Annotated in this window: 18 protein-coding genes and 3 tRNA genes; 15 read left to right on the top strand and 6 right to left on the bottom strand. The window is 62.6% G+C overall.

Translation table 11 applies throughout. The features are described from left to right. The first annotated feature begins 191 nt into the window (after positions 1–191). Both IEW63_RS05765 and cysB read left to right on the top strand, forming a co-directional pair. Positions 192–1,142, top strand: coding sequence for a putative 2-dehydropantoate 2-reductase (locus IEW63_RS05765; protein ID WP_188635663.1), 951 nt, complete (start codon positions 192–194; stop codon positions 1,140–1,142). Between the two features lie 163 nt (positions 1,143–1,305). Beyond that, complete coding sequence (cysB, locus tag IEW63_RS05760) at positions 1,306–2,280, top strand: HTH-type transcriptional regulator CysB (RefSeq protein ID WP_188635662.1); 975 nt, start codon at positions 1,306–1,308, stop codon at positions 2,278–2,280. A 207-nt stretch (positions 2,281–2,487) separates the two neighbouring features. Here the strand turns inward: cysB and IEW63_RS05755 are convergent, their stop codons facing one another. Continuing rightward, positions 2,488–3,219 carry a phosphoadenylyl-sulfate reductase gene (locus IEW63_RS05755; protein WP_229710387.1) on the bottom strand — a complete coding sequence of 244 codons (732 nt, stop codon included), beginning with the start codon at positions 3,217–3,219 and terminating at the stop codon, positions 2,488–2,490. A gap of 208 nt (positions 3,220–3,427) precedes the next feature. On the opposite strand from IEW63_RS05755, the gene thrH reads away from it, so the two are divergent. Further along, entirely contained in the window at positions 3,428–4,045 is a 618-nt protein-coding gene (thrH, locus tag IEW63_RS05750) for a bifunctional phosphoserine phosphatase/homoserine phosphotransferase ThrH (RefSeq protein ID WP_188635660.1), read from the top strand. Positions 4,046–4,455: 410 nt separating this feature from the next. Here the strand turns inward: thrH and pabB are convergent, their stop codons facing one another. The 3 genes from pabB to rloB are packed head-to-tail and all read right to left on the bottom strand — an operon-like array spanning position 4,456 to position 8,352. Beyond that, positions 4,456–5,790: an aminodeoxychorismate synthase component I gene (pabB, locus tag IEW63_RS05745; RefSeq protein WP_188635659.1), complete on the bottom strand. Its 1,335-nt coding sequence runs from the start codon at positions 5,788–5,790 to the stop codon at positions 4,456–4,458. Beyond that, positions 5,787–6,812 carry an alpha-L-glutamate ligase-like protein gene (locus IEW63_RS05740; protein WP_188635658.1) on the bottom strand — a complete coding sequence of 342 codons (1,026 nt, stop codon included), beginning with the start codon at positions 6,810–6,812 and terminating at the stop codon, positions 5,787–5,789. Before IEW63_RS05740 ends, pabB begins: the two co-directional genes overlap by 4 nt. A 10-nt stretch (positions 6,813–6,822) precedes the next feature. Further along, on the bottom strand, positions 6,823–8,352 hold the full coding sequence (gene rloB, locus IEW63_RS05735) for an osmotic stress tolerance membrane protein RloB (protein ID WP_188635657.1): 1,530 nt from the start codon (positions 8,350–8,352) through the stop codon (positions 6,823–6,825). Positions 8,353–8,594: 242 nt separating this feature from the next. On the opposite strand from rloB, the gene IEW63_RS05730 reads away from it, so the two are divergent. The 6 genes from IEW63_RS05730 (at position 8,595) to IEW63_RS05705 (ending at position 16,360) form a co-directional block, all read left to right on the top strand. Then, a complete protein-coding gene (locus tag IEW63_RS05730; RefSeq protein ID WP_229710359.1) occupies positions 8,595–9,299 on the top strand; it encodes a GntR family transcriptional regulator in 705 nt (234 codons plus the stop codon). Positions 9,300–9,302: 3 nt separating this feature from the next. Next, positions 9,303–10,187, top strand: coding sequence for a methylisocitrate lyase (gene prpB, locus IEW63_RS05725; protein ID WP_188635656.1), 885 nt, complete (start codon positions 9,303–9,305; stop codon positions 10,185–10,187). A gap of 60 nt (positions 10,188–10,247) precedes the next feature. After that, positions 10,248–11,408 (top strand): bifunctional 2-methylcitrate synthase/citrate synthase, encoded by a 1,161-nt coding sequence (gene prpC / locus IEW63_RS05720; RefSeq protein WP_188635655.1) that lies wholly within the window; start codon positions 10,248–10,250, stop codon positions 11,406–11,408. 219 nt (positions 11,409–11,627) lie between these two features. After that, positions 11,628–14,237 (top strand): Fe/S-dependent 2-methylisocitrate dehydratase AcnD, encoded by a 2,610-nt coding sequence (acnD, locus tag IEW63_RS05715; protein WP_188635654.1) that lies wholly within the window; start codon positions 11,628–11,630, stop codon positions 14,235–14,237. 66 nt (positions 14,238–14,303) lie between these two features. Next, positions 14,304–15,485, top strand: a complete 1,182-nt coding sequence (gene prpF, locus IEW63_RS05710) for a 2-methylaconitate cis-trans isomerase PrpF (RefSeq protein ID WP_188635653.1) — start codon at positions 14,304–14,306, stop codon at positions 15,483–15,485. 86 nt (positions 15,486–15,571) lie between these two features. Next, on the top strand, positions 15,572–16,360 hold the full coding sequence (locus IEW63_RS05705) for an SDR family oxidoreductase (protein WP_188635652.1): 789 nt from the start codon (positions 15,572–15,574) through the stop codon (positions 16,358–16,360). Positions 16,361–16,409: 49 nt separating this feature from the next. Here the strand turns inward: IEW63_RS05705 and folD are convergent, their stop codons facing one another. Next, entirely contained in the window at positions 16,410–17,264 is an 855-nt protein-coding gene (folD, locus tag IEW63_RS05700; RefSeq protein WP_188635651.1) for a bifunctional methylenetetrahydrofolate dehydrogenase/methenyltetrahydrofolate cyclohydrolase FolD, read from the bottom strand. Between the two features lie 239 nt (positions 17,265–17,503). On the opposite strand from folD, the gene IEW63_RS05695 reads away from it, so the two are divergent. The 3 genes from IEW63_RS05695 (at position 17,504) to IEW63_RS05685 (ending at position 17,846) form a co-directional block, all read left to right on the top strand. After that, positions 17,504–17,580: transfer RNA gene (locus IEW63_RS05695), tRNA-Arg, on the top strand. 53 nt (positions 17,581–17,633) lie between these two features. Continuing rightward, positions 17,634–17,709: transfer RNA gene (locus IEW63_RS05690), tRNA-His, on the top strand. A gap of 52 nt (positions 17,710–17,761) precedes the next feature. Next, positions 17,762–17,846: transfer RNA gene (locus IEW63_RS05685), tRNA-Leu, on the top strand. A 93-nt stretch (positions 17,847–17,939) separates the two neighbouring features. Here IEW63_RS05685 and IEW63_RS05680 read toward each other — a convergent pair. Further along, positions 17,940–19,295, bottom strand: a complete 1,356-nt coding sequence (locus IEW63_RS05680) for an iron-containing redox enzyme family protein (RefSeq protein WP_188635650.1) — start codon at positions 19,293–19,295, stop codon at positions 17,940–17,942. Between the two features lie 171 nt (positions 19,296–19,466). On the opposite strand from IEW63_RS05680, the gene tig reads away from it, so the two are divergent. The 3 genes from tig (at position 19,467) to clpX (ending at position 22,996) form a co-directional block, all read left to right on the top strand. Beyond that, positions 19,467–20,804 (top strand): trigger factor, encoded by a 1,338-nt coding sequence (gene tig / locus IEW63_RS05675; RefSeq protein ID WP_188635649.1) that lies wholly within the window; start codon positions 19,467–19,469, stop codon positions 20,802–20,804. Between the two features lie 112 nt (positions 20,805–20,916). Further along, complete coding sequence (gene clpP, locus IEW63_RS05670; protein ID WP_188635648.1) at positions 20,917–21,564, top strand: ATP-dependent Clp endopeptidase proteolytic subunit ClpP; 648 nt, start codon at positions 20,917–20,919, stop codon at positions 21,562–21,564. 148 nt (positions 21,565–21,712) lie between these two features. Beyond that, positions 21,713–22,996 carry an ATP-dependent Clp protease ATP-binding subunit ClpX gene (gene clpX / locus IEW63_RS05665; protein WP_188635647.1) on the top strand — a complete coding sequence of 428 codons (1,284 nt, stop codon included), beginning with the start codon at positions 21,713–21,715 and terminating at the stop codon, positions 22,994–22,996. Positions 22,997–23,117: the final 121 nt, after the last annotated feature.

The following is a 23,117-nucleotide window of genomic DNA, read 5'->3' as shown; positions in this document are numbered from 1 at the left end:
TTCCTTCCCAGCGAGTCGGTCAGGCCGGCAAACCGCCGGCCCGTCTTTGATGGCGGACAGCTTAAAGCATGGACGCCCGCCACGGCTACCCTGACGCATGCTTTGTCGCCTGTCTGACTGTTCCCCGGCGCGGCGACGTCATACCATGGGCGAGTTCTGTGAAGCATTCGACAATAACCAGGGGGCAGTGAATGGCGAAGCCACGTATTGGAATCATCGGCACCGGCGCTATCGGTGGGTTTTACGGCGTCATGCTGGCGCGGGCAGGGTACGACGTGCATTTCCTGCTGCGCAGCGAATACCAGGCGGTCCGGCAGAACGGCATCCTGATCGAGAGCCAGGTGCATGGCGAACTGAGGCTGCCGTCGGTCCAGGCCTATGAGGATGTGACGCAGATGCCGCCCTGCGACTGGTTGCTGATCGGCGCCAAATCGACCAGCAACGATGAGCTGGCCCCCCTTATCGCCCGGGCGGCGGCGCCCGACGCCCGGGTTCTGCTGTTGCAGAACGGACTGAACAACGAAGAACACCTGCGTCAGCACCTGCCGCAGGGGCTGCACCTGATCGGTGGGCTGTGCTACGTCTGCCTGTACCGCAAGGCTCCGGGAGTGGTAGTGCACCAGGACAACGGCATGATCGACCTGGGCTATCACTCCGGCGGCGCCGACGCAGCGCAGCAGCAGGCGATCATTGCCGAAGGGGCGGAGATGTTCCGTGCTGCCGGACTGAAGGCCCGGGAAATGGACAGCGTGGATGCGGCCCGCTGGCAGAAGCTGGTGTGGAACGCGCCGTTCAACGGCGTATCCGTGGTACTCAATGCCGGGACCGACGCTCTGCTGGCCAACCCGGCGAGCCGGGAGCTGATCCTGGGGCTGATGGAAGAGGTGGCAGGAGCCGCGCGCGCCTGCGGCTACCCGCTGCCGGAGAAGCTGCCGGAGTTGCTGATCGCCGGTACCAGCCGCATACCCGACTATCTGCCGAGCATGTACCACGACTGGCTGCACAAGCGGCCGATGGAACTCGACAATCTGTACGGTGAAGCGCTGAAGCTCGCCGCAGAGGCCGGGTACAGCATGCCGCGCACCGAAACGCTGCTGAACATGCTGCGGTTTATCGAAGCAGGTTATCTGAGCGAGAACTGACTTCCGGCTCGGGGGGCTCCCCGGCACTGCTGCTTCGCCGCTGTTCCAACCGACCAGCGGCGTTACCTTTTGCCATTCCTGGTCTAACATCACCGTGATAACTATGAATTTGGTTATAAACGGTTCATGATGTTTCGCTTGTTTGCACTGAGGGATGGCATCTATGAAATTGCAGCAGCTGCGTTATATCTGGGAAGTGGCCCACCACGGCCTCAACGTTTCCGCCACCGCCCAGAGTCTTTACACCTCCCAGCCGGGCATCAGCAAGCAGATCCGCCTGCTGGAAGACGAGCTGGGAGTGGAGGTGTTCTCACGCAGCGGCAAGCACCTCACCCGCATCACGCCGGCCGGCGAACAGATCATCCAGACGGCCGGTGAAATCCTCCGCAAGTGCGAGAACATCAAGCAGATCGCCCAGGAGTTCAGCCATGAGCGCCGGGGTACCCTGACCCTGGCAACCACCCACACCCAGGCGCGCTATGCTCTGCCCCCGGTGATCGCCCGCTTCATCGAGGCCTATCCCGAGGTGTCGCTGCACATGCATCAGGGCACGCCGACCCAGATCAGCGAGATGGCGGTCGATGGCACTGCCGACTTTGCCATTGCCACCGAGGGCATGGAGCTGTTCAACGAACTGGTGATGATGCCCTGCTACCGCTGGAACCGCTGCGTGATCGTGCCCAAGGGGCACCCGCTGGCGGACGCCGGTCCGCTGACCCTGGAGCTGCTGGCCGAGCAGCCCATTGTCACCTATGTGTTCGGCTTCACCGGCCGCTCGAAACTGGACGAGGCCTTCAGCCATAAGGGGCTGGAGCCGAAGGTGGTCTTCACCGCCGCGGATGCCGACGTGCTCAAGACCTATGTGCGGCTGGGACTGGGGGTGGGAATCGTGGCGAAGATGGCGGTTGATCCGCAGTTGGATGATGATCTGGTGACGATTGATGCCAGTCATCTGTTCGAGTCCAGCGTCACCCATCTGGGCTTTCGCAAGGGAACCTTTCTGCGGGGGTTCATGTACGACTTCATCGAAGCCTTTGCGCCACATCTTACCCGTGAGCGCATCGAGGAAGTGACCGCCTGTGCCAATCGCGCGGAGGTGGAGGCGTTGTTCGAGTCGGTGGAGCTGCCGGTTTACTGAGTCATCGCCTGCGGCGGGGCCGGGTGCTCGTTCCGGGTACCCGGTTTGCTGACGGTCCGCTGTGTCGAGATGGAACTCGACATTCCCGGGGGCGGGCCTGTCAGCCGCGCCATACCCATCGATTCGAACCCGGTACATGCCCCATCTCTGTAGGAGCCGCGACCTCGCGGCGATGGCCGCAGGCGCGGACGCCCGCCCAAAACGCGCTTACCCCCGGGCGATCAGGTTTCCGGCGTGCAGTCCGCATTCCTTCTGGGTTGCCTCTTCCCACCACCAGCGACCTTCACGTTCGTGCTGGTTGGGCAGGACCGGGCGGGTGCAGGGTTCGCAGCCGATGCTGACAAAACCGCGCTCGTGCAGCGGGTTGTAGGGAATCTCCAGCATGCGGATGTAGTTCCACACGTCTTCGCTGGTGTAGTTGGCCAGCGGGTTGAACTTGATCAACTGGCGGTCCGCAGTGGAAAAGGCGCCATCGACTTCCACCACCGGCACGTTGCTGCGGGTACCGGGGCTCTGATCCCGGCGCTGGCCGGTGATCCAGGCATCGACGGTGGCCAGCTTGCGGCGCAGGGGCGCGATCTTGCGGATGCCGCAGCATTCACCATGGCCGCTTTCATAGAAGTCGAACAGCCCCTTGGCCTTGACGTAGGCTTCCAGCGCCTGCTGATCGGGGGAGAGTACTTCGAGCTGGATGTCGTAGTGCTTGCGCACTTCTTCCAGAAAACGGTAGGTCTCCGGATGCAGGCGACCGGTATCCAGGGTGAACACCCTGAGCTGCGGATTGATCTTCCAGGCCATGTCCAGCACGACGATGTCGTCGGCCCCACTGAAGGACAGCCAGAGGTCATCGAAATGCGCGAAGGCCAGCTTCAGAATTTCCTGCGGCGACTTCGCGGCGTACTCGGTCGCCAGGGCTTCGGCATCGAATGTATTGCTCAACATCAGGCTCTCCTGCAATGCGGCCATCTGCGGGCCATCTCTTGATCGCGGCATTTTAGCAAGGGGCGCTTAGTACTTCTTCCTCTATTTGGTTATAGTTTTATGCCTTGCTGCTATCGAAGACCTGTCCTGTCGCGCCGCGATTGCGCCCGCGTAGCGGAGCCGGTAGATTGTGGCGCCAGTTCAATCACTGCTTCAGGAGTACTCTGTGGAAATCGCCTGCCTTGACCTCGAAGGTGTTCTGGTCCCCGAAATCTGGATTGCCTTCGCCGAGAAAACCGGTATCGCCGAGCTGCGCGCGACCACCCGGGATATTCCCGATTACGACGTGCTGATGAAGCAGCGCCTGCGTATTCTGGACGAACATGGCCTGAAGCTGGGCGATATCCAGGAAGTGATCGGCACCCTGAAGCCGCTGGACGGTGCAGTGGAGTTCGTGGACTGGCTGCGCGAGCGTTTCCAGGTGGTGATCCTGTCCGACACCTTCTACGAATTCTCCCAGCCGCTGATGCGCCAGCTGGGCTTTCCGACGCTGCTGTGCCACAAGCTGATCACCGATGAGAATGACCGGGTGGTGGACTACCAGCTGCGCCAGAAGGACCCCAAGCGTCAGTCGGTATTGGCGTTCAAGAGCCTGTACTACCGGGTGATCGCCGCCGGTGACTCCTACAACGACACCACCATGCTCTCCGAAGCCCACGCTGGCATTCTGTTCCACGCGCCGGACAACGTGATCGCCGAATTCCCGCAGTTCCCCGCGGTGCATACCTTTGAAGACCTGAAGAAGGAATTCATCAAGGCGTCGAATCGGAAGCTGAGCCTGTAAGCCTGCTTGATCAGCGTGATTTTTTCTCAGGTCGACGCTGTTGCGGAATCGGGGCCGGGCCGGAGGGGGCATGACCCATCGCTGGACTCGCACCCCGCCATCCATGGCGCTCGTCTACGGCCGTCCCTGGCCGCAGACGGTCCCGCGATCGGTCATACCCCCTCCGGCCTGCTGACATTCAAGCCGCTGCTGGTTTGGTTTTGCCGTCCGCGACTCAAGAGTTTGTGACGGAGCTTGTGGGGCGGGTTAGCTCGACCGTCGTGTCGCCATGGATGGCGACCGCGAGCTTACAGGGATGTACTTGCAGCGTGTCGAGATAGCCCGCCCCATAAGCGAAGTCTTCCGCTGATCCAGCAACCAGCAACCAGCAACCAGCAACCAACAACCAGCAACCAGCAACTCAAACCAAGCTACCCCAGACTCTCCATCAGCACCCGCACCTTGGTCAGGCTTTCCTGATATTCCGCTTCCCCATCCGAATCCGCGACAATACCGCCGCCACCCCAGCAATAGAGCCGGTCCTTCTGGTGCACCAGCGTGCGGATGGCGATGTTCATGTCCATCTGCCCCTCGCAGCCGATGTAACCGATACTGCCGCAATACAGGCTGCGGCGTACCGGCTCCAGTTCTTCGATGATCTGCATGGCGCGGATCTTCGGGGCGCCGGTGATGGAGCCGCCCGGGAAGGCGCCGGCCAGCAGGCTCAGGGCGTCCTCGCCGGGGGCGAGGGTGCCGGTAATGCTGCTGACCAGGTGGTGGACGTTGGGGTAGCGCTCGATGCTGAACAGTTCCGGCACCCGTACGCTGCCATAGGCGCATACGCGACCTAGGTCGTTGCGCAGCAGGTCGACGATCATCAGGTTTTCCGCGCGGTCCTTGGGGCTGCTGCGCAGCTCCTCGGCCAGCGCTGTGTCCCGCTCGGCGGTTGTGCCCCGGGGGCGCGTGCCCTTGATCGGGCGGGTTTCCACCTGGCCATCCACTACCTTGAGAAAGCGCTCCGGCGACAGGCTCAGCACGGCGTGGTCCGGTGACTCCAGGTAGGCGGCGAAGGGGGTGGGGCAGGCCCGGCGCAGTCGCCGGTAGGCGGCGAGGGGATCGCCCTGGCAGGGCGCGCTGAAGCGCTGGGCCAGGTTGACCTGGTAGCAGTCGCCGGCGCGGATATAGTGCTGGATGCGCTCGAACGACTGAAGATATTCGTCCTTGCGCTGTTCGGCGGCGAAGGGCTGTCGCAGGGCGAAGGATTGTTCGGAAGGATCTCGGGAGCCCAGCCGCATCAGCACTTGCTCCTCATACTCCCGTGCCACCCTGGGGTGGCAGACCAGCCAGCGGCGCCGGGCCTGATTGTCGCTGATGACGCTCCAGTGATAGATGCCCATCTGCAACAGTGGCAGGGAAATATCGGCCTTCGCCTGTACCGGCAGGCTTTCCAGCGCCCGGCCGAAGTCGTAACTGACGAATCCCAGCGCACCTGCGCCAAACGGCAGTTGCAGCTGATCAGGCCAGCTGGCCGGCCCGAGGTCCTGCAGCGCGGCGCGCAGGCGCGCGATTGTCGACAATCCGCTTTCGTTTCGTTCGGCGCTGATCACCATGGCGGGATCGGCAGCCAGTATGCTGTAGCGGCTGCGAGGATCACCGCTGGCGGCCGAGTCAAGCAGGACCGGGTGGCCCATGCCCCGGATGGCAAGCAGCCCCGGCAGCGGGTCGGCCTGCCAGGGCAGCTCGGTGATGCGGTAGGGCTGGATCATGCGTCGGGTTCGACAGCTTCCGACGGCGGGGGCACTTCGTCGGCGCTGAGAAACACCGGCTTGCCGAAATGCTTCTGCGAGAACGCCATACGCTCCTCGACGGTCTCGCTGCGACCGGCTTTCTTCAGCGCGGCGATATGTCGTTCCACTGTGTGGCAGCGGTGGGTCAGGCCGGCATCGTTGGCGATCTGGATGTTGAGGCCGGGGCGGGCGTTGAGCTCCAGAATGAGCGGGCCCTTTTTCTCGTCCAGGACCAGATCCACGCCGATATAGCCCAGCCCGGACAGCTCGTAGCAGGAGGTGGCCAGGCGCATGAAGCCGTCCCAGTCGGGCAGCTGCACGCCGGCCACTTCGTTGGCGGTGTCCGGGTGCTTGCTGATCTTGTTGTTCAGCCAGGTGCCCTGGAGGGTGATGCCGGTGGTCAGGTCCACGCCGACGCCGATCGCGCCCTGGTGCAGGTTGGCCTTGCCGCCGGACTGCCGGGTAGGCAGGCGCAGCATCGCCATCACCGGGTAGCCCATCAGAACGATGATGCGGATGTCGGGCACGCCTTCGTAGCTGATGCTGCGGAAGATCGGATCGGGCTTGACCCGATATTCGATCAGCGCGCGGTCACGGTGGCCGCCCAGGGAGTACAGCCCGGAGATGATGTTGGACAGGTGATGCTCGATCTCGTCATGGCTGACGATCTTGCCCGATACCGTGCGATAACGCCCCTCGTAGCGGTCACCGATAACCATGATGCCGTCACCGCCGGCGCCCTGCGCCGGCTTGATGACGAAGTCCTTGTGGCCTTCAACCAGTTTGCTGAACTTGCCGATATCCTTTTCGCTATCGATGATGCCGTACATTTCCGGCACGTTGATTTTCGCAGCGATGGCCCGTTCCTTGGTCAGGATCTTGTCGTCCACCACCGGGTACAGATGCCGCTTGTTGTACTTGAGCACGTAGTCCGCGTTGCGGCGATTGATGCCCATCACGCCCGCTTCGCTCAGTGCCTTCCAGGTTTTCCAGAAAAACATGTGTTGGCCCTCAACCCTGCTTGGTCAGCGCCTTGAAGCGCATCAGTTCGGTGAGGCGGTAGCCGCGATAGCGACCCATGGCCAGCATGAAGCCTACCAGCACCAGCAGCACACCCGGGAAGGTGAACACGAAGTAGGTCAGTTCCGGAATGGTCATCAGCATGTGCGACAGGGTCGCGGCGATCAGCGTGCCAACCGCGACCTTGAAGGAGTGACCGCCGCCGCGCTCTTCCCAGTTGATCGACAGGCGCTCGATGGTCATGGTCAGGATCACCATCGGGAACAGCGATACCGACAATGCACGCTCGATGCCCAGCTTGTGGCTGAACAGGCTGATCACCGCAATGATGATCACCACGAAGGTGAGCACGATGGACAGTCGGGGCAGCATCTGCAGCTTGAGATGCTCCAGATAGGAACGCAGCGACAGGCCCAGGGCAGTGATCAGGGTGAACAGCATGATGCCCCAGCCGACCTGGGTTTCTCGGAATGCCAGGGCGATCAGCACCGGGGTGAAGGTGCCCAGGGTCTGGATGCCGATCAGGTTGCGCAGCACCAGGATCACCAGTACGCCGATCGGGATCATGATCATCACCTGATAGACCTGCTGGGCCTGCAGCGGCAGGCCGTACAGCGAGTATTCCAGCAGCGGCGAGGTGGTGGCCTCGGTGGTCATGCGGGCCAGGCGCAGCGCGTTCATTTCGCTGTTGTTGATGGTGAAGCTGACGTTGCCGGTGCGGCCGCCTTCCAGCTGCAGCAGCGGCAGGTTACCGGTCCACCAGACCAGACGGTTGTCGGGGATGCCCTGCTGGCCGGTCTCCGGGTGGAAGTACAGCCAGCGCTCGCCGTTGTGACTGCGCAGCCAGAGTTCCGGCTCCTGGTTGGTCGAGGGCTCCAGGCGGATGGTGTGCACCAGCTCCAGCGGAATGCGGGCGTTGGACAGCAGCACGTCGATCACCCTTGCCTTGTTCAGCGGCGTGGCCTGACCGTCCAGCAGCAGACGGACGTTGTCATCGGTGATGTCGTTGACCCGGCGGATGGTTTCGCTGATGAAGGTCTCGATGTCGGCCGAGTGCTGGCGGATCGGATTGATCAGGGCGTCGGCGGCGACCTGCTCGGCGCCGCTCAGCTCGATCGGCTGGCGCGGGGCGGGCGGCCTGGCCTCGACCGGCTCGGTGCCGTAACGCTTGGTCAGCACCATGCGGTAATAAAGAGCCTGGGAGCCGCTGGCACGGCGGGCGGACCAGGTAACCCGGCGGTTGCCGTTCTGCTGGTTGACGCTGACGCCGTAGTTATTGGAAATGAAACTCTCGTTGAGGCTGACGAATTCCTGATTGAGCGGTGGAATGAACAGCTGCGCCTTTACCGGAACCCCGCTGTTGGCGCGGAATTCCACCTTCGCGTCCAGGCTCCATATATCGTCGGTTTCGTCTTCCCGGACGGGGATGTCCAGGACATAGATCTGATAACCGGTAATCAGGAGCCCCAGACTGACCATAAGGGCAATCAGGATTTTCAGATGCGTGTTGATCGATTGCATAACGTTCTCAGCGGCAGTTTCAGACTGCTGCTCCATTCCATGGATCGGTCGGAAAAGGCAGCGTTGGACGGGTGCGATAGTAGCACGCAAGCAGACCGGCACACAGGGCCCTAAGTTCCTTGCCGAGTTGTTGCGCTACGTAACCGCTATTCTCGGATTGTTGACAATCCGTGTTCGACGCTGGCACTATCGCCCTCAATAACGGGGCTTTCTATATCCGCACATAACAAGGTTGTATACAATTGACCGATTCCGTAGAGGCTGCAGCCACCACCACACTCTCCGATGGAGCCTTTCTGCGTTTGCAGACGGCCATCGTCAAGGGTGAGATCCCGCCGGGGACGCGGATCAGTGAACAGTTTCTGTCCACCACCTACGGTATCAGTCGGGGGCCATTGCGCGAGGCCATCCGTCGGCTGGAAGGGCGGCGGCTGGTGGTGCGCGTGCCCCATGCCGGTGTGCGGGTGGTGTCGCTCAGCTATGAAGAGCTGATCGAGCTCTACCATGTGCGCGAGGCGCTGGAAGGCATGGCCTGCCGGCTGGCCGCGCAGAACATGACCGACGAGGAGGTCGCCAACCTGCGTGAAGTGCTGGCAACCCACGAGCGGCATTCCGGCCTGAAGGCCAACGAATCCTACTATCAGCAGGAAGGCGACCTGGATATCCATTTCGTGATCATCCAGGGCAGCAAGAATCGCACCCTGAGCGACATGCTCTGCGGGGATCTGTATCACCTGGTACGCATGTACCGCTACAAGTTCTCATCCGCTCCCAAGCGCCCGCAGCAGGCGTTTGCCGAGCACCATCGAATCATCGAAGCCATCGCCGACCGTGATGGTGAACTCGCGGAAATGCTGATGCGCCGTCATATCAGCGCATCTCGCCGCAATATAGAGCGCCGTATGCTGGAGCAGCGCGACGCCACTACATCCTCAGGAGGGAAATAGGTAATGAACAAGACCCCGGGTCAGAAGTTTCGTCAGGCGTTGGTCGAAGAACAACCGTTGCAGGTGATCGGCGCGATCAATGCCAACCATGCCCTGCTGGCCAAGCGTGCTGGCTTCAGGGCCATCTACCTGTCCGGTGGTGGCGTTGCCGCCGGCTCCCTCGGCATGCCCGATCTGGGTATCAACACCCTTGAGGATGTGCTGATCGATGTGCGCCGCATTACCGATGTGTGCGACCTGCCGCTGATGGTCGATATCGACACCGGCTTCGGTCCCAGCGCCTTCAATATCGAGCGCACCATCAAGAGCCTGATCAAGGCCGGCGCGGCCGCTGCCCATATCGAGGATCAGGTCGGCGCCAAGCGCTGCGGCCACCGCCCGGGCAAGGAGATCGTCTCCACCGAGGAGATGGCGGACCGGGTCAAGGCGGCGGCTGACGCCCGGACCGATCCGGACTTCTTCCTGATTGCCCGTACCGATGCCATCCAGGCCGAAGGCGTGGACGCGGCGCTGGAGCGTTGCAAGCGCTACGTCGAAGCCGGCGCCGATGCCATCTTTGCCGAAGCTGCCTACGATCTGCCGACCTACGAGCGCTTCGTGAAGGAGCTGAACGTTCCGATTCTTGCCAACATCACCGAGTTCGGTGCCACGCCGCTGTTCACCCGTGAAGAGCTGGCCTCGGTAGGTGTTGCCATTCAGCTGTATCCGCTGTCGGCATTCCGCGCAGCGAACAAGGCCGCAGAGAATGTCTACAACGCCATTCGTACCGAAGGCCATCAGAAGAACGTGGTGGATAGCATGCAGACGCGCATGGAGCTGTACGACCGCATCGGTTACCACGCCTTTGAACAGAAACTGGACGCGCTGTTTGCCGCCGGTAAGAAGTGATTTCCTGAACAAGAAAATACCCGGCCGACCCTGCGGCCGGGCACAAGAGGAGAATGTGCGATGAGCGCTACCGAATCGACCACCCCGACCTTCAAGCCGAAGAAATCCGTCGCCCTGAGCGGCACCGCCGCCGGTAACACCGCCCTGTGTACCGTGGGCCGCAGCGGTAACGACCTGCATTACCGTGGCTATGACATCCTGGATATCGCCACGACCTGTGAATTCGAGGAAATCGCCCACCTGCTGGTGCATGGCAAGCTGCCGACCGAAGCCGAACTGCGTGCCTACAAGGCCAAGCTCAAGGCCCTGCGCGGCCTGCCGGCGGCGGTAATGACCGCTCTGGAACAACTGCCGCCCTCCGCCCACCCGATGGACGTGATGCGCACCGGCGTTTCCGTGCTGGGCTGTCTGACGCCGGAGAAGGACGACCACAACCACCCGGGTGCCCGTGACATCGCCGACAAGCTGATGGCCTCGCTGGGTTCCATGCTGCTGTACTGGTACCACTACAGCCACAACGGCAAGTGCATCGACGTGGAAACCGACGACGACTCCATCGGCGGTCACTTCCTGCACCTGCTGCACGGCGAGAAGCCCCGGGAGTCCTGGGTGCGCGCCATGCACACCTCGCTGAACCTGTACGCCGAGCACGAGTTCAACGCCTCGACCTTTACCAGCCGCGTCATTGCCGGTACCGGCTCGGACATGTACTCGGCTATTGCCGGTGCCATCGGCGCGCTGCGCGGCCCCAAGCACGGCGGCGCCAACGAGGTGGCCTTCGAGATCCAGAAGCGCTACGACAATCCGGATGAGGCTGAAGCCGACATCCGCGAGCGGGTAGGGCGCAAGGAAGTGGTCATCGGCTTCGGCCACCCGGTGTACACCGTCTCCGATCCGCGCAACGAGGTGATCAAGAAGGTGGCGCTGGAGCTGTCAGACGAACAGCAGAACCGCAAGATGTACGACATCGCCGAGCGGCTGGAAAGCGTGATGTGGGAAATCAAGAAGATGTTCCCCAACCTCGACTGGTTCAGCGCGGTGAGCTACCACATGATGGGCGTGCCCACGGCCATGTTCACGCCGCTGTTCGTGATTGCCCGCACCGCCGGCTGGTCCGCCCACGTGATCGAACAACGCATCGACGGCAAGATCATCCGCCCGAGCGCCAACTATGTTGGGCCGGAGGATCTGGAGTTTGTGCCGTTGAAGGATCGTAAGTAAGTTTTCTGGGGCGGCCTTTCACCCTCTCCCCAGCCCTCTCCCGTCAAGGGAGAGGGGGCAGTCCGTGCGCTGGATAGATAGTGGTTCGCCTGCAGACCTTTGTTGGGCTGCAGAAAAACGCCTACTCAGCTCCGTGCACGCTATCAAAGCCCCTCTCCCCTGGCGGGAGAGGGGTTGGGGAGAGGGGGCGGCCCACACCACGCTCATACAGGCAAAACCATGAACACCAAGTACCGCGAAAAACTCCAGGGCACCGACCTGGACTACTACAACGCCCCCGCCGCCGTGGATGCGATTCAGCCCGGCGCCTGGGCGAAACTGCCCTATACCTCCCGGGTGCTGGCCGAGCAGCTGGTGCGCCGCGCCGAGCCGGAGAAGCTCAACGACTACCTGGGCCAGCTGATCCATCGCAAGCGCGATCTGGACTTCCCCTGGTACCCGGCCCGCGTGGTCTGTCATGACATTCTCGGCCAGACCGCACTGGTCGACCTGGCCGGCCTGCGTGATGCCATCGCCGAGGCCGGTGGTGACCCGTCCAAGGTCAACCCGGTGGTGCCGACCCAGCTGATCGTCGACCACTCGCTGGCCGTGGAGGCGCCCGGCTTCGATCCCGAGGCGTTCGAGAAGAACCGCGCCATCGAGGACCGTCGCAACGAGGATCGCTTCCACTTTATCGAGTGGACCAAGACCGCGTTCAAGAACGTCGACGTGATCCCCGCCGGTAACGGCATCATGCACCAGATCAACCTGGAGAAGATGAGCCCGGTGATCCAGGCCCGTGACGGCGTCGCCTTCCCGGATACCTGCGTGGGTACCGACTCGCACACCCCGCACGTCGACGCGCTGGGCGTGATTGCCATCGGCGTCGGTGGGCTGGAAGCCGAGACCGTGATGCTCGGCCGCCCGTCCATGATGCGCCTGCCCGACATCGTCGGCGTCAAGCTGACCGGCAAGCGTCAGCCGGGCATCACCGCGACCGATATCGTGCTGGCCCTGACAGAATTCCTGCGCAAGGAGCGGGTAGTGGGCGCCTACGTCGAGTTCTTCGGCGAAGGAGCCGACAGCCTGACCATCGGCGACCGTGCGACCATCTCCAACATGTGCCCGGAATACGGCGCTACCGCCGCAATGTTCTATATCGACGGCCAGACCATCGATTACCTGAAGCTGACCGGCCGCGAGCCGGAGCAGGTGGCGCTGGTCGAGCAGTACGCCAAACAGCTGGGCCTGTGGAGCAGCGCGCTGACCACCGCCGAGTACGAGCGGGTGCTGGAATTCGATCTGTCCAGCGTGGTGCGCAACCTGGCGGGCCCGTCCAACCCGCACCGCCGTCTGCCAACCTCGGCGCTGCAGGAGCGTGGCATCGCCAGCGCCGAGCAGCTGGCCGCGGCGCGCAAGGAAGAAGAGCAGGGGCTGATGCCCGATGGCGCGGTGATCATCGCCGCCATCACCAGCTGCACCAACACTTCCAACCCGCGCAACGTGGTGGCCGCCGGTCTGGTGGCGAAAAAGGCCAACGAACTGGGCCTGATCCGCAAGCCCTGGGTGAAGACCTCCTTCGCGCCCGGCTCCAAGGTCGCCAGGCTGTATCTGGAAGAGGCCGGCCTGCTGCCGGAACTGGAGAAGCTCGGCTTCGGCATCGTCGGTTACGCCTGCACCACCTGTAACGGCATGTCCGGCGCGCTGGACCCGAAGATCCAGCAGGAAATCATCGACCGCGACCTGTATGCCACGGCGGTACTGTCCGGTAACCGCAACTTCGACGGCCGCATCCACCCCTACGCCAAGCAGGCCTTCCTCGCCTCGCCGCCGCTGGTGGTGGCCTATGCGATTGCCGGTACCGTGCGCTTTGATATCGAGCAGGATGTGCTGGGGCACGACCAGAAGGGTCAACCGATTACCCTGAAGGACCTGTGGCCGAGCGACGAGGAGATCGACGCCATTGTCGCCTCCAGCGTCAAGCCGGAGCAGTTCAAGCAGGTGTACATCCCGATGTTCGACCTCGGCGCGGTGGAAGAGGCCAAGAGCCCGCTCTACGACTGGCGTCCGATGTCTACCTACATCCGCCGCCCGCCGTACTGGGAAGGCGCGCTGGCCGGTGAGCGCACCATGAAGGGCATGCGCCCGCTGGCGATCCTGCCGGACAACATCACCACCGACCACCTGTCGCCGTCCAACGCCATCCTGCCGGACAGCGCCGCCGGTGAGTACCTGGCGAAGATGGGCCTGCCGGAGGAGGACTTCAACTCCTACGCCACCCACCGCGGCGACCACCTGACCGCCCAGCGCGCCACCTTCGCCAACCCGAAACTGTTCAACGAGATGGTGTTGAACGAGGACGGCACGGTAAGGCAGGGCTCGCTGGCCCGGGTCGAGCCGGAAGGCGAAGTGATGCGCATGTGGGAAGCCATCGAAACCTACATGAACCGCAAGCAGCCGCTGATCATCATCGCCGGCGCCGACTACGGCCAGGGCTCCTCCCGCGACTGGGCGGCCAAGGGCGTGCGTCTGGCCGGGGTGGAAGTGATCGCCGCCGAAGGCTTCGAACGCATCCACCGCACCAACCTGATCGGCATGGGCGTACTGCCGCTGGAGTTCAAACCGGGCACCACGCGCAAGACGCTGGAGCTGGATGGTACCGAGACCTACGACGTGGAGGGCACGCCGGCACCGGGGGCGGACCTGATGCTGGTGATCAACCGGAAGAACGGCGAGCGCGTTGAAGTGCCCATGACCTGCAGGCTGGACAGTGACGAGGAAGTGACTGTGTACCAAGCGGGTGGTGTGCTGCAGCGGTTTGCGCAGGACTTTCTGGAAGGGAAGGTTTAGGGCGGTAAAAGGCTCCCCCTCACCCGTGAAGGGAGGGGGGCCTGTCACCCAAACCCAGGAGCAACAATGACAACACAGATCAAGATCCCCGCCACCTACATGCGTGGCGGTACCAGCAAGGGTGTTTTCTTCCGTCTGCAGGACCTGCCCGAATCCTGTCAGGTGTCGGGCGAGGCGCGGGACCGGCTGTTCATGCGGGTAATCGGCAGTCCCGATCCCTATGCCGCCCACATCGACGGCATGGGCGGGGCGACGTCCAGTACCAGCAAGTGCGTGATCCTGTCCAGGAGCAGTCAGCCCGATCACGACGTGGATTACCTCTACGGCCAGGTCTCCATCGACAGCCCCTTCGTCGACTGGAGCGGCAACTGCGGCAACCTGTCGACTGCGGCAGGGGCCTTTGCCATCCATGCGGGGCTGGTGGACCCGGCGCGGATTCCGGAGAACGGCACCTGCACGGTGCGTATCTGGCAGGCCAATATCCAGAAGACCATCATTGCCCACGTGCCGGTCAGCGATGGCCAGGTACAGGAGCTGGGGGATTTCGAGCTGGATGGGGTGACCTTTCCGGCGGCGGAGATCGTGCTGGAGTTCATGGACCCGTCCGATGACGGGGAAGAGGGCGGCAGCATGTTCCCCACCGGTAATCTGGTGGATAACCTGGAGGTGCCGGGTATCGGCACCATCAAGGCGACCATGATTGCCGCCGGCATCCCCACGGTGTTCGTCAATGCAGAGGAAATCGGCTATCAGGGTACCGAGCTGCGCGAGCAGATCAACTCGGACCCGGAAGCGCTGGCGCGTTTCGAGGCTATTCGCGTTGCCGGGGCGCTGCGCATGGGGCTGATCAAGACGCCGGAAGAGGCGCTCAAACGCCAGCACACGCCGAAGATTGCCTTCGTCGCACCACCGAAGGATTACCTGGCCTCCAGCGGCAAGCCGATCATGGCCGCGGATGTCGATCTGCTGGTGCGCGCGCTGTCCATGGGCAAGCTGCACCACGCGATGATGGGTACCTGTGCGGTGGCCATCGGCACGGCGGCGGCGGTGCCGGGCACCCTGGTCAATCTGGCGGCCGGTGGCGGTGACCGCGAGGCGGTGCGCTTCGGTCACCCCTCGGGCACGCTGCGCGTGGGTGCGGAAGCCAGGCAGGAGGGCGGCAACTGGACGGTGACCAAGGCCATCATGAGCCGCAGTGCGCGGATCCTGATGGAAGGCTGGGTGCGGGTGCCGGCCGATACGATATAAGGCCCGGCGCCACTTCCTGCGTGCCGGCTCCAGAGGCTATGCTCTGGGGAATCGAATCCCTAGGAATGCTTTGATTGGAGTCGGCAATGGATCTTGATCTTACGGGTAAACGTGCACTGGTCGGTGGGGGAAGTCAGGGGCTGGGGGCGGCCTGCGCCTGGCAACTGGCGGCCCTGGGCGCGGAGGTCATCGTGCTCGCGCGCAATGAGCAGAAGCTGGCGGAGGTGGTGGCGCAGCTGCCCACTGCCGAAGGGCAACAGCATGGCTATATATGTGCTGACTCCGCCGACCTGCCGCATCTGTCCACCGAGCTTCAGGCGCGGCTGGACAGCGGCGGGCCGATCACCATCTGGGTCAACAACACCGGTGGGCCTGCTCCGGGCCCGGCTCATCTGGCCACGCCCCAGGAGTTTACCCATGCCTTCAGCCAGCACCTGCCGGGCAGTCAGGCGGTGCTGCAGCTGTTGCTGCCGGGCATGAGGGAGCAGGGCTACGGGCGCATCATCAATGTGCTGTCGACCTCGGTGAAGGCGCCCATCGTCAACCTGGGCGTATCCAATGCCATCCGCGCCGCCATGGCGAACTGGGCCAAGACCCTGTCCCGGGAACTGGCGGCGGCCGGCATCACGGTCAACAATGTGCTGCCGGGGCTGACACGCACCGCGCGGCTGGAGGAGCTGCTGGCCTACCGGGCGCAGGCGGCGGGCCGCAGCGTGGCGGAGATCGAGCAGGACATGCTGCAGGAGCTGCCGACCCGGCGGTTTGCCGAGCCCAGGGAGTTTGCCAACGCGGTGGCCTTTCTGGCGTCGCCGGCGGCGTCCTACATCAACGGCATCAATCTGCCGGTGGATGGTGGCGCGACGGCGAGCTTGTGAGCCGGTGCGCTGGCGGCAGGGCCAGCGCACCTTCCGTGGCCGGGGCGGCTCAGCTGTGCAGCTTCTCGCAGGCGGTGAGGGTGTTTTCCAGCAGGCAGGCGCGGGTCATCGGCCCGACGCCACCGGGAACCGGCGTGATCCATGAGGCACGCTCGGCGGCCTCGTCGAAGTCCACATCGCCGCGCAGGCGGCCATCTTCCATGCGATTGATGCCCACGTCGATGACGATCGCGCCGGGCTTGATCCATTCACCCTTCACCAGGCCGGGTTTGCCGACCGCGACGACCACCAGGTCCGAGCGGCGGACGTGGTCTTCCAGATCGGTGGTGAAGCGATGGGCGACGGTGGTGGTGCAGCCGGCCAGCAGCAGTTCCAGGGCCATGGGACGACCGACGATGTTGGAGGCCCCGACCACGGTGGCGTTGAGACCGTAGGGGCTGACGCCGGTGCTCTTGAGCAGGCGGATGATGCCCAGCGGGGTGCAGGGTCGCAACAGCGGTACGCGCTGGGCCAGGCGGCCGATGTTGTACGGATGGAAGCCATCCACATCCTTGTCCGGGCGGATGCGCTCGAGCAGCTGGGAGGAATCCAGGTGCGCGGGCAGAGGCAACTGCACAAGGATGCCATCCACGGTCGGGTCTTCATTGAGCTGGTCGATCAGCGCGAGCAGGTCTTCCTGACGGGTGTCGGCGGGCAGGTCGTGAGACATGGAGATGAAGCCCACTTCCTCGCAGTCCTTGCGCTTGTGCGCGACATAGACTTCGGAGGCTGGATCGTTGCCTACCAGAATAACGGCGAGACCGGGAATACGCAGCCCCTGCTGTCTGCGCTGGTTGACCTTGTCGGCGATTTCTCGCCGGAGACTGGCGGCAATCTGTTTGCCATCGATGAGTTGGGCTTTCATGATGTTCCTGGGTAGTACGAGAATGCCGCTGATTGTCGCACGCCACGGGGGCTCGGCAAAGACCAGCGAGCGTTTCATTCTTAAGCTACTCAAATATTTGAAAAAAATATGATTTTACCGTTGACGTGGGGGTGGGGGCTGAGTATTATTCGCCCCGCTTCACAAACACAACGAAGTCGGTTTGGAAGGCGATCAAGGCACCAGCATTTCAAGCCTTCGGGATTGATCATGTGCATACGGCGCCCGTAGCTCAGTTGGATAGAGCACCCGCCTTCTAAGCGGGTGGTCGCAGGTTCGAATCCTGCCGGGCGCGCCACAGCGCACATGGTATGATTCTGCAGAAGTTGTGTTAGTGTTGCAGCTGTAATGGTGGGCGTAGCTCAGTCGGTAGAGCACAGGATTGTGGCTCCTGGTGTCGTGGGTTCGATCCCCATCGTCCACCCCATTTCAGCAAAAACGCCAGGCACTGCCTGGCGTTTTTGTATCTGTACCAAATTGCGGACGTGGTGGAATTGGTAGACACACCAGATTTAGGTTCTGGCGCCGCGAGGTGTGAGAGTTCGAGTCTCTCCGTCCGCACCATTCATGCCTGATGAGCGGCTCTGCTCATTGCTTCCTTTATATATGTCTTCTGGCGACCTCGCCGCGATCGGCTGCACAGCAGCCCCGGCCCGGTCACAGCCTTGCGGCAAATATCCTGGTGGCGGCCAGCCCGGCGGGGGTGAAATGCTCGGCCGGTGACAGCAGCTCGATCAGTCGCCGGGTGCGTTCCTGTTCCGACAGCTTGCTCAGCGTCTTCTGCAGCTCGACTTCCTCCCGACGCAGGCTTTCCTTCGCCTCCGCGTCCGCAGGGTGGCCCGCGTGGCTGCGGCGTGCTGCCAGGCGGTTGGTCTGTTCGCATTGCCATTCTCCGGCAATCCAGTCGTGCAACAGCTGCAGTTCGTAATCACTGAATACGCCGAACATGGGTGCGCGGTCGCTTTTGATCAGTCGCCAGAAGCGGCTGTCCGCCGGGTCCTGGTGGCGGCGTATCCAGCCTTTTTGCTGCAGGGCTTCGAGCAGGGCAGGGATGCGTCCGCTGCTGTCCAGCCATTCATTGATGGTGCGTCCATCTATCCGGCACATATCCGAATGCATGTGCCGGGCCACTTTAGCCTTTTCTTCAAGAACGCGGCATAACTCCCTGTCCAGATTGAACTCGCGGATCACCGAGGTGGAGGAGGCGCCCAGCTCGTTGAGCTGATAACCCTGGCGCACCCGGCGATAGAAGCTCTGCTGGCCGCTGCCGATCGGCAGGTTGTCCAGTACTGCCCGGGCTGCCCGCCGTGCATGGCCGGTGGAGGCGTTGTCGATGGTAATGTGCAGGCGGAAGTAGTGCGGGTCGATGCCCAGCTCCGCCAGCTCGTAAGTGGTGATCAGCAGATGCAGCGGCAGTTGCTCGTAGCCGAGGTTGTAGCCGATCACCTCCGGCAGGAACTCGTCGGTGAGGTGACCCAGGGCGAGCTGCAGAGCGCCCTGCATGTAGCGGTCGGCCGGCAGTCCATCCAGGTCGCGGAGGTCGTGGCTGGCCAGCAGCTGACGATAGACCAGTACGTGGTTCTGTTCCGGTTCGCCATCGCCCAGCTCTTCAAGATAGGTGCGTACCAGGTCATGCATCCGCGGGTCATGCCATTGGCGGAGCACGCCGTAGAGCCAGGCGCCGTCCACCAGCTTGGTGGGCGCCACGTTTCGCAGGAAGTAGAGCGCATGGGATCGCGTGCTGAAATAGCGACGGGGCTGGCCCTGCTTGCGGGTCATCAGGTAGTCGCGCCAGGCGCGGGCGGTTCGTGCGTTGTTGCGCAGTATGTGGGTCTCCAGCTGGGCGGGGTTGTCAGGGAGATCCGCCAGCTGTGGGGTGGCATGCTGCAGCTGGTTGCGCAGGAAATGCCGCGCTTCGTTCAGGTGCTGCGCCGGGGCGTGCTGAAGCTGCTGATAGAGATCGCGAAGGTCGGTCTGGTCGACGTGGTACTGGCTGAGTGTCTGCATCGTCATATCCTGTCCGGGGGCTATCTGTTTCGAGCGGCACGGGGAGAAAAGATTCAAGAAAAACCCCGAGCGGCGGAATCTCGGGGCGATGCGGCTTGCGATGACAGGCCAACAAACCCTAGAATGTCCGCCTTTTATTCATCCACTCATAATCTGTCTGTTCAACGAGGGCTCTACATGCAAGTTTCGGTTGAAACCATCTCCGGTCTTGAGCGCCGCATGACTGTCGGCATTCCGGCCGAGCGCATCGAAAACGAAGTCAACAAGCGCCTGCAGCAGACTGCTCGTCGTGCGCGCGTTGATGGTTTCCGTCCGGGCAAGGTGCCGATGAGCGTCATCCGCAAGCGCTTCGGTGCATCCGCACGTCAGGAAGTCATCGGTGAGATGATCCAGTCCTCCCTTTATGAGGCCATCGTTCAGGAAAAGCTGAATCCGGCCGGTGCCCCCAGCGTTGAGCCCAAGGAGCTGGAGGAAGGCAAGGACTTCGAATACATCGCCACCTTCGAGGTTTACCCCGAAGTGACCCTGGGTGATTTCGCGGACATCTCCGTCGAGCGCATCGAGTCCGAGGTGACCGATGCGGATCTGGAGAACATGCTCGAGATCCTGCGCAAGCAGCACACCAGCTATGAAGCAGTCGAACGTGAAGCCGCCAACGATGACCAGCTGACCATCGATTTCACTGGTCGTATCGACGGTGAGGCCTTCCAGGGCGGCACCGCCAGCAACACCAAGCTGGTGCTGGGTTCCGGGCGCATGATCCCTGGCTTCGAGGACGGTCTGGTCGGCGCCAGGGCCGGTGAAAGCCGCACCATCAGCGTGACCTTCCCCGAGGATTACCAGAACCTGGATCTGGCCGGAAAGGCCGCCGAGTTCGAGATCATGGTTCACGAGGTGGCCGAGGCCCGCCTGCCTGAGCTGAACGACGAGTTCTTTGCCCGCTTCGGCGTGGAAGAGGGTGGTCTGGAAGGTTTCCGTACCGAAGTTCGCAAGAACATGGAGCGTGAGCTGCGCCAGGCCATCAAGAGCAAGACCAAGACCCAGGTGATGGACGGTCTGCTGGCAACCAATAATGTCGAAGTGCCCAAGGCGCTTATCAGCAGCGAGATCGATCGTCTTCGTCAGCAGGCCGTACAGCAGTTCGGCGGTGCCAACATCGATCCGAGCCAGCTGCCGGCCGAGCTGTTCGAAGAGCAGGCCAAGCGCCGCGTGACCCTGGGCCTGATCGTGGCCGAGATCGTCAAGCAGAACGACATCAAGCCGGACGATGATCGCGTGCGGGCCATGGTTGAGGAGCTGGCTTCGGCCTACCAGGAGCCGGAACAGGTGATCAACTGGTACATGCAGAACGAGCAGCAACTGGCGGAGATTCAGTCGGTTGTACTGGAAGAGCAAGTCGTGGATACTGTGCTGCAGAAGGCCAAGGTGACAGACAGGACCGTTACCTACGAGGACGCAGTCAAGCCGGCTCAGCCCGAGCAGGCTGAAGACGCGGCAGGCAGCGAAGACGAATAAGTTCGTCGCCGATGTGATGCAGTGCATGGAGCCAGCCTTAGGGCTGGCTCATGTGTTTATGGGGAACCCCGACCGGGTTTACGCGACAGGCAAAGTGGAGTGACACCAGCGCATGATTCATAACAGCTATACCGGGCTACCGCCGGAAATCAAGGCCGCAGGCGGGCTTGTACCCATGGTTGTCGAGCAGTCGGCACGGGGTGAGCGTTCGTACGACATCTACTCGCGTCTGCTCAAGGAGCGGGTGATTTTCCTGGTCGGTCAGGTCGAGGATTACATGGCCAACCTGGTCGTCGCCCAGTTGCTGTTTCTGGAGTCGGAGAACCCTGACAAGGATATCCACCTCTACATCAATTCCCCGGGCGGCTCGGTGACCGCGGGTCTGGCGATCTACGACACCATGCAGTTCATCAAGCCGAATGTCAGCACCCTGTGCATCGGGCAAGCCTGCAGCATGGGCGCCTTCCTGCTGGCCGGTGGCGCGCCGGGCAAGCGTTTCGCGCTGCCCCATTCGCGGGTGATGATTCACCAGCCGCTGGGCGGTTTCCAGGGTCAGGCGTCGGACATCGAGATTCATGCCCGCGAGATCCTGTATATTCGCGAGCGTCTGAACAAGGTGCTGGCGCACCACACCGGCCAGCCGCTGGACGTGATCGCCCGGGATACCGACCGGGACCGCTTCATGAGCGCCTCCGAGGCGGTGGAGTACGGTCTGATTGATCAGGTGCTGGACAGCCGGCCGGGTGCCGAACCGGCGTGATAGACCATCATCGGCGTGTGCCGGGGTGAAATAGTTATTCGCCAGCCTGATCCGCGAGAAGCGGCACAGGCTGGCAGGTTTGCACTTGCAAAGAGAGCGGGTAGCCCTCATCTTTAACTGCAAGAGCGATCGCAAGCAGGGGTTTTAGATGACAGATATGACTGGGAAGGGTGACGACAACGGCAAGCTGCTGTATTGCTCCTTCTGCGGCAAGAGCCAGCATGAAGTGCGCAAGCTGATTGCCGGCCCCTCCGTTTTCATTTGTGACGAATGTGTCGACCTGTGCAACGACATCATTCGCGAGGAAGTGCAGGAAAACAGCAGCGACAGCGGCGAACACAAGCTGCCGTCGCCGATGGAGATCTGCGGCATCCTCGACCAGTACGTGATTGGCCAGCAACAGGCCAAGAAGGTGCTGTCGGTAGCGGTGTACAACCACTACAAGCGGCTCAACCAGCGCGAGGGCAAGGACGAGGTCGAGCTGGGCAAGAGCAACATCCTGGTCATCGGCCCCACCGGCTCCGGCAAGACGCTGCTGGCGGAAACCCTGGCCCGGCTGCTGAACGTGCCGTTCACCATTGCCGATGCGACAACGCTGACCGAAGCCGGTTATGTGGGCGAGGACGTCGAGAACATCATCCAGAAACTGCTGCAGAAGTGCGATTACGATGTGGAGAAGGCCCAGATGGGTATCGTCTACATCGACGAGATCGACAAGATCTCGCGCAAATCGGACAACCCCTCGATCACCCGGGATGTTTCCGGCGAGGGCGTGCAGCAGGCCCTGCTGAAACTGATCGAGGGCACTGTCGCCTCGGTACCCCCGCAGGGAGGCCGCAAGCATCCGCAGCAGGAATTCCTGCAGGTGGACACGCGCAACATCCTGTTTATCTGCGGTGGCGCCTTCGCTGGCCTGGAAAAGGTCATCCGCGACCGTTCCGAGAAGAGCGGCATCGGCTTCAATGCCAGTGTGCGCAGCAAGGATGATGGCAAGCGGGTGGGCGACACGCTGATGGAGGTCGAACCCGAGGATCTGGTGCGTTTCGGTCTGATTCCCGAGTTTGTCGGCCGTCTGCCGGTGATCGCCACGCTGGCCGAGCTGGACGAGGAAGCGCTGGTGCAGATTCTCACCGAGCCGAAGAACTCGCTGACCCGGCAGTACGGTCGGCTGTTCGAGATGGAAGGGGTGGAACTGGAATTCCGTACCGACGCGCTCAAGGCCATCGCCCAGCGTGCCCTCAAGCGCAAGACCGGTGCCCGTGGCCTGCGTTCCATCCTGGAAAGCGTGCTGCTGGACACCATGTACGAGATTCCCTCCATCGAGCACGTCAGCAAGGTGGTGATCGACGAGAACGTGATCAGTGGCAACGCCAAGCCGCTGCTGATCTACGAAAGCGCCGAGCAGCCGCCCAAGGCGATGCCCGAGGAGTGAGAGGTACCCGCGCCGCCAGTCTGGCGGCGCGGTTTTTCTGCGCTGCTGCGCACGACATCTTGTAATTTACCCCCCGCACCCCCATCTTGATGCCAAGACCCAGATCAATATCGGGTGGGCA

Origin of the sequence: Halopseudomonas pertucinogena, assembly GCF_014646575.1 — a bacterium.
In the GTDB taxonomy this organism is placed as follows: domain Bacteria; phylum Pseudomonadota; class Gammaproteobacteria; order Pseudomonadales; family Pseudomonadaceae; genus Halopseudomonas; species Halopseudomonas pertucinogena.
This window is presented reverse-complemented; position numbering and strand designations above follow the sequence as displayed.

Coding starts and splice junctions, on each gene's coding strand:
- folD (WP_188635651.1), bottom strand. CDS start 17,264: ATGAAAGCCCAACTCATCGATGGCAAACAGATTGCCGCCAGTCTCCGG.
- acnD (WP_188635654.1), top strand. CDS start 11,628: ATGAACACCAAGTACCGCGAAAAACTCCAGGGCACCGACCTGGACTAC.
- clpX (WP_188635647.1), top strand. CDS start 21,713: ATGACAGATATGACTGGGAAGGGTGACGACAACGGCAAGCTGCTGTAT.
- pabB (WP_188635659.1), bottom strand. CDS start 5,790: ATGATCCAGCCCTACCGCATCACCGAGCTGCCCTGGCAGGCCGACCCG.
- prpC (WP_188635655.1), top strand. CDS start 10,248: ATGAGCGCTACCGAATCGACCACCCCGACCTTCAAGCCGAAGAAATCC.
- IEW63_RS05765 (WP_188635663.1), top strand. CDS start 192: ATGGCGAAGCCACGTATTGGAATCATCGGCACCGGCGCTATCGGTGGG.
- tig (WP_188635649.1), top strand. CDS start 19,467: ATGCAAGTTTCGGTTGAAACCATCTCCGGTCTTGAGCGCCGCATGACT.
- IEW63_RS05705 (WP_188635652.1), top strand. CDS start 15,572: ATGGATCTTGATCTTACGGGTAAACGTGCACTGGTCGGTGGGGGAAGT.
- cysB (WP_188635662.1), top strand. CDS start 1,306: ATGAAATTGCAGCAGCTGCGTTATATCTGGGAAGTGGCCCACCACGGC.
- IEW63_RS05680 (WP_188635650.1), bottom strand. CDS start 19,295: ATGACGATGCAGACACTCAGCCAGTACCACGTCGACCAGACCGACCTT.
- rloB (WP_188635657.1), bottom strand. CDS start 8,352: ATGCAATCGATCAACACGCATCTGAAAATCCTGATTGCCCTTATGGTC.
- prpB (WP_188635656.1), top strand. CDS start 9,303: ATGAACAAGACCCCGGGTCAGAAGTTTCGTCAGGCGTTGGTCGAAGAA.
- clpP (WP_188635648.1), top strand. CDS start 20,917: ATGATTCATAACAGCTATACCGGGCTACCGCCGGAAATCAAGGCCGCA.
- IEW63_RS05740 (WP_188635658.1), bottom strand. CDS start 6,812: ATGTTTTTCTGGAAAACCTGGAAGGCACTGAGCGAAGCGGGCGTGATG.
- prpF (WP_188635653.1), top strand. CDS start 14,304: ATGACAACACAGATCAAGATCCCCGCCACCTACATGCGTGGCGGTACC.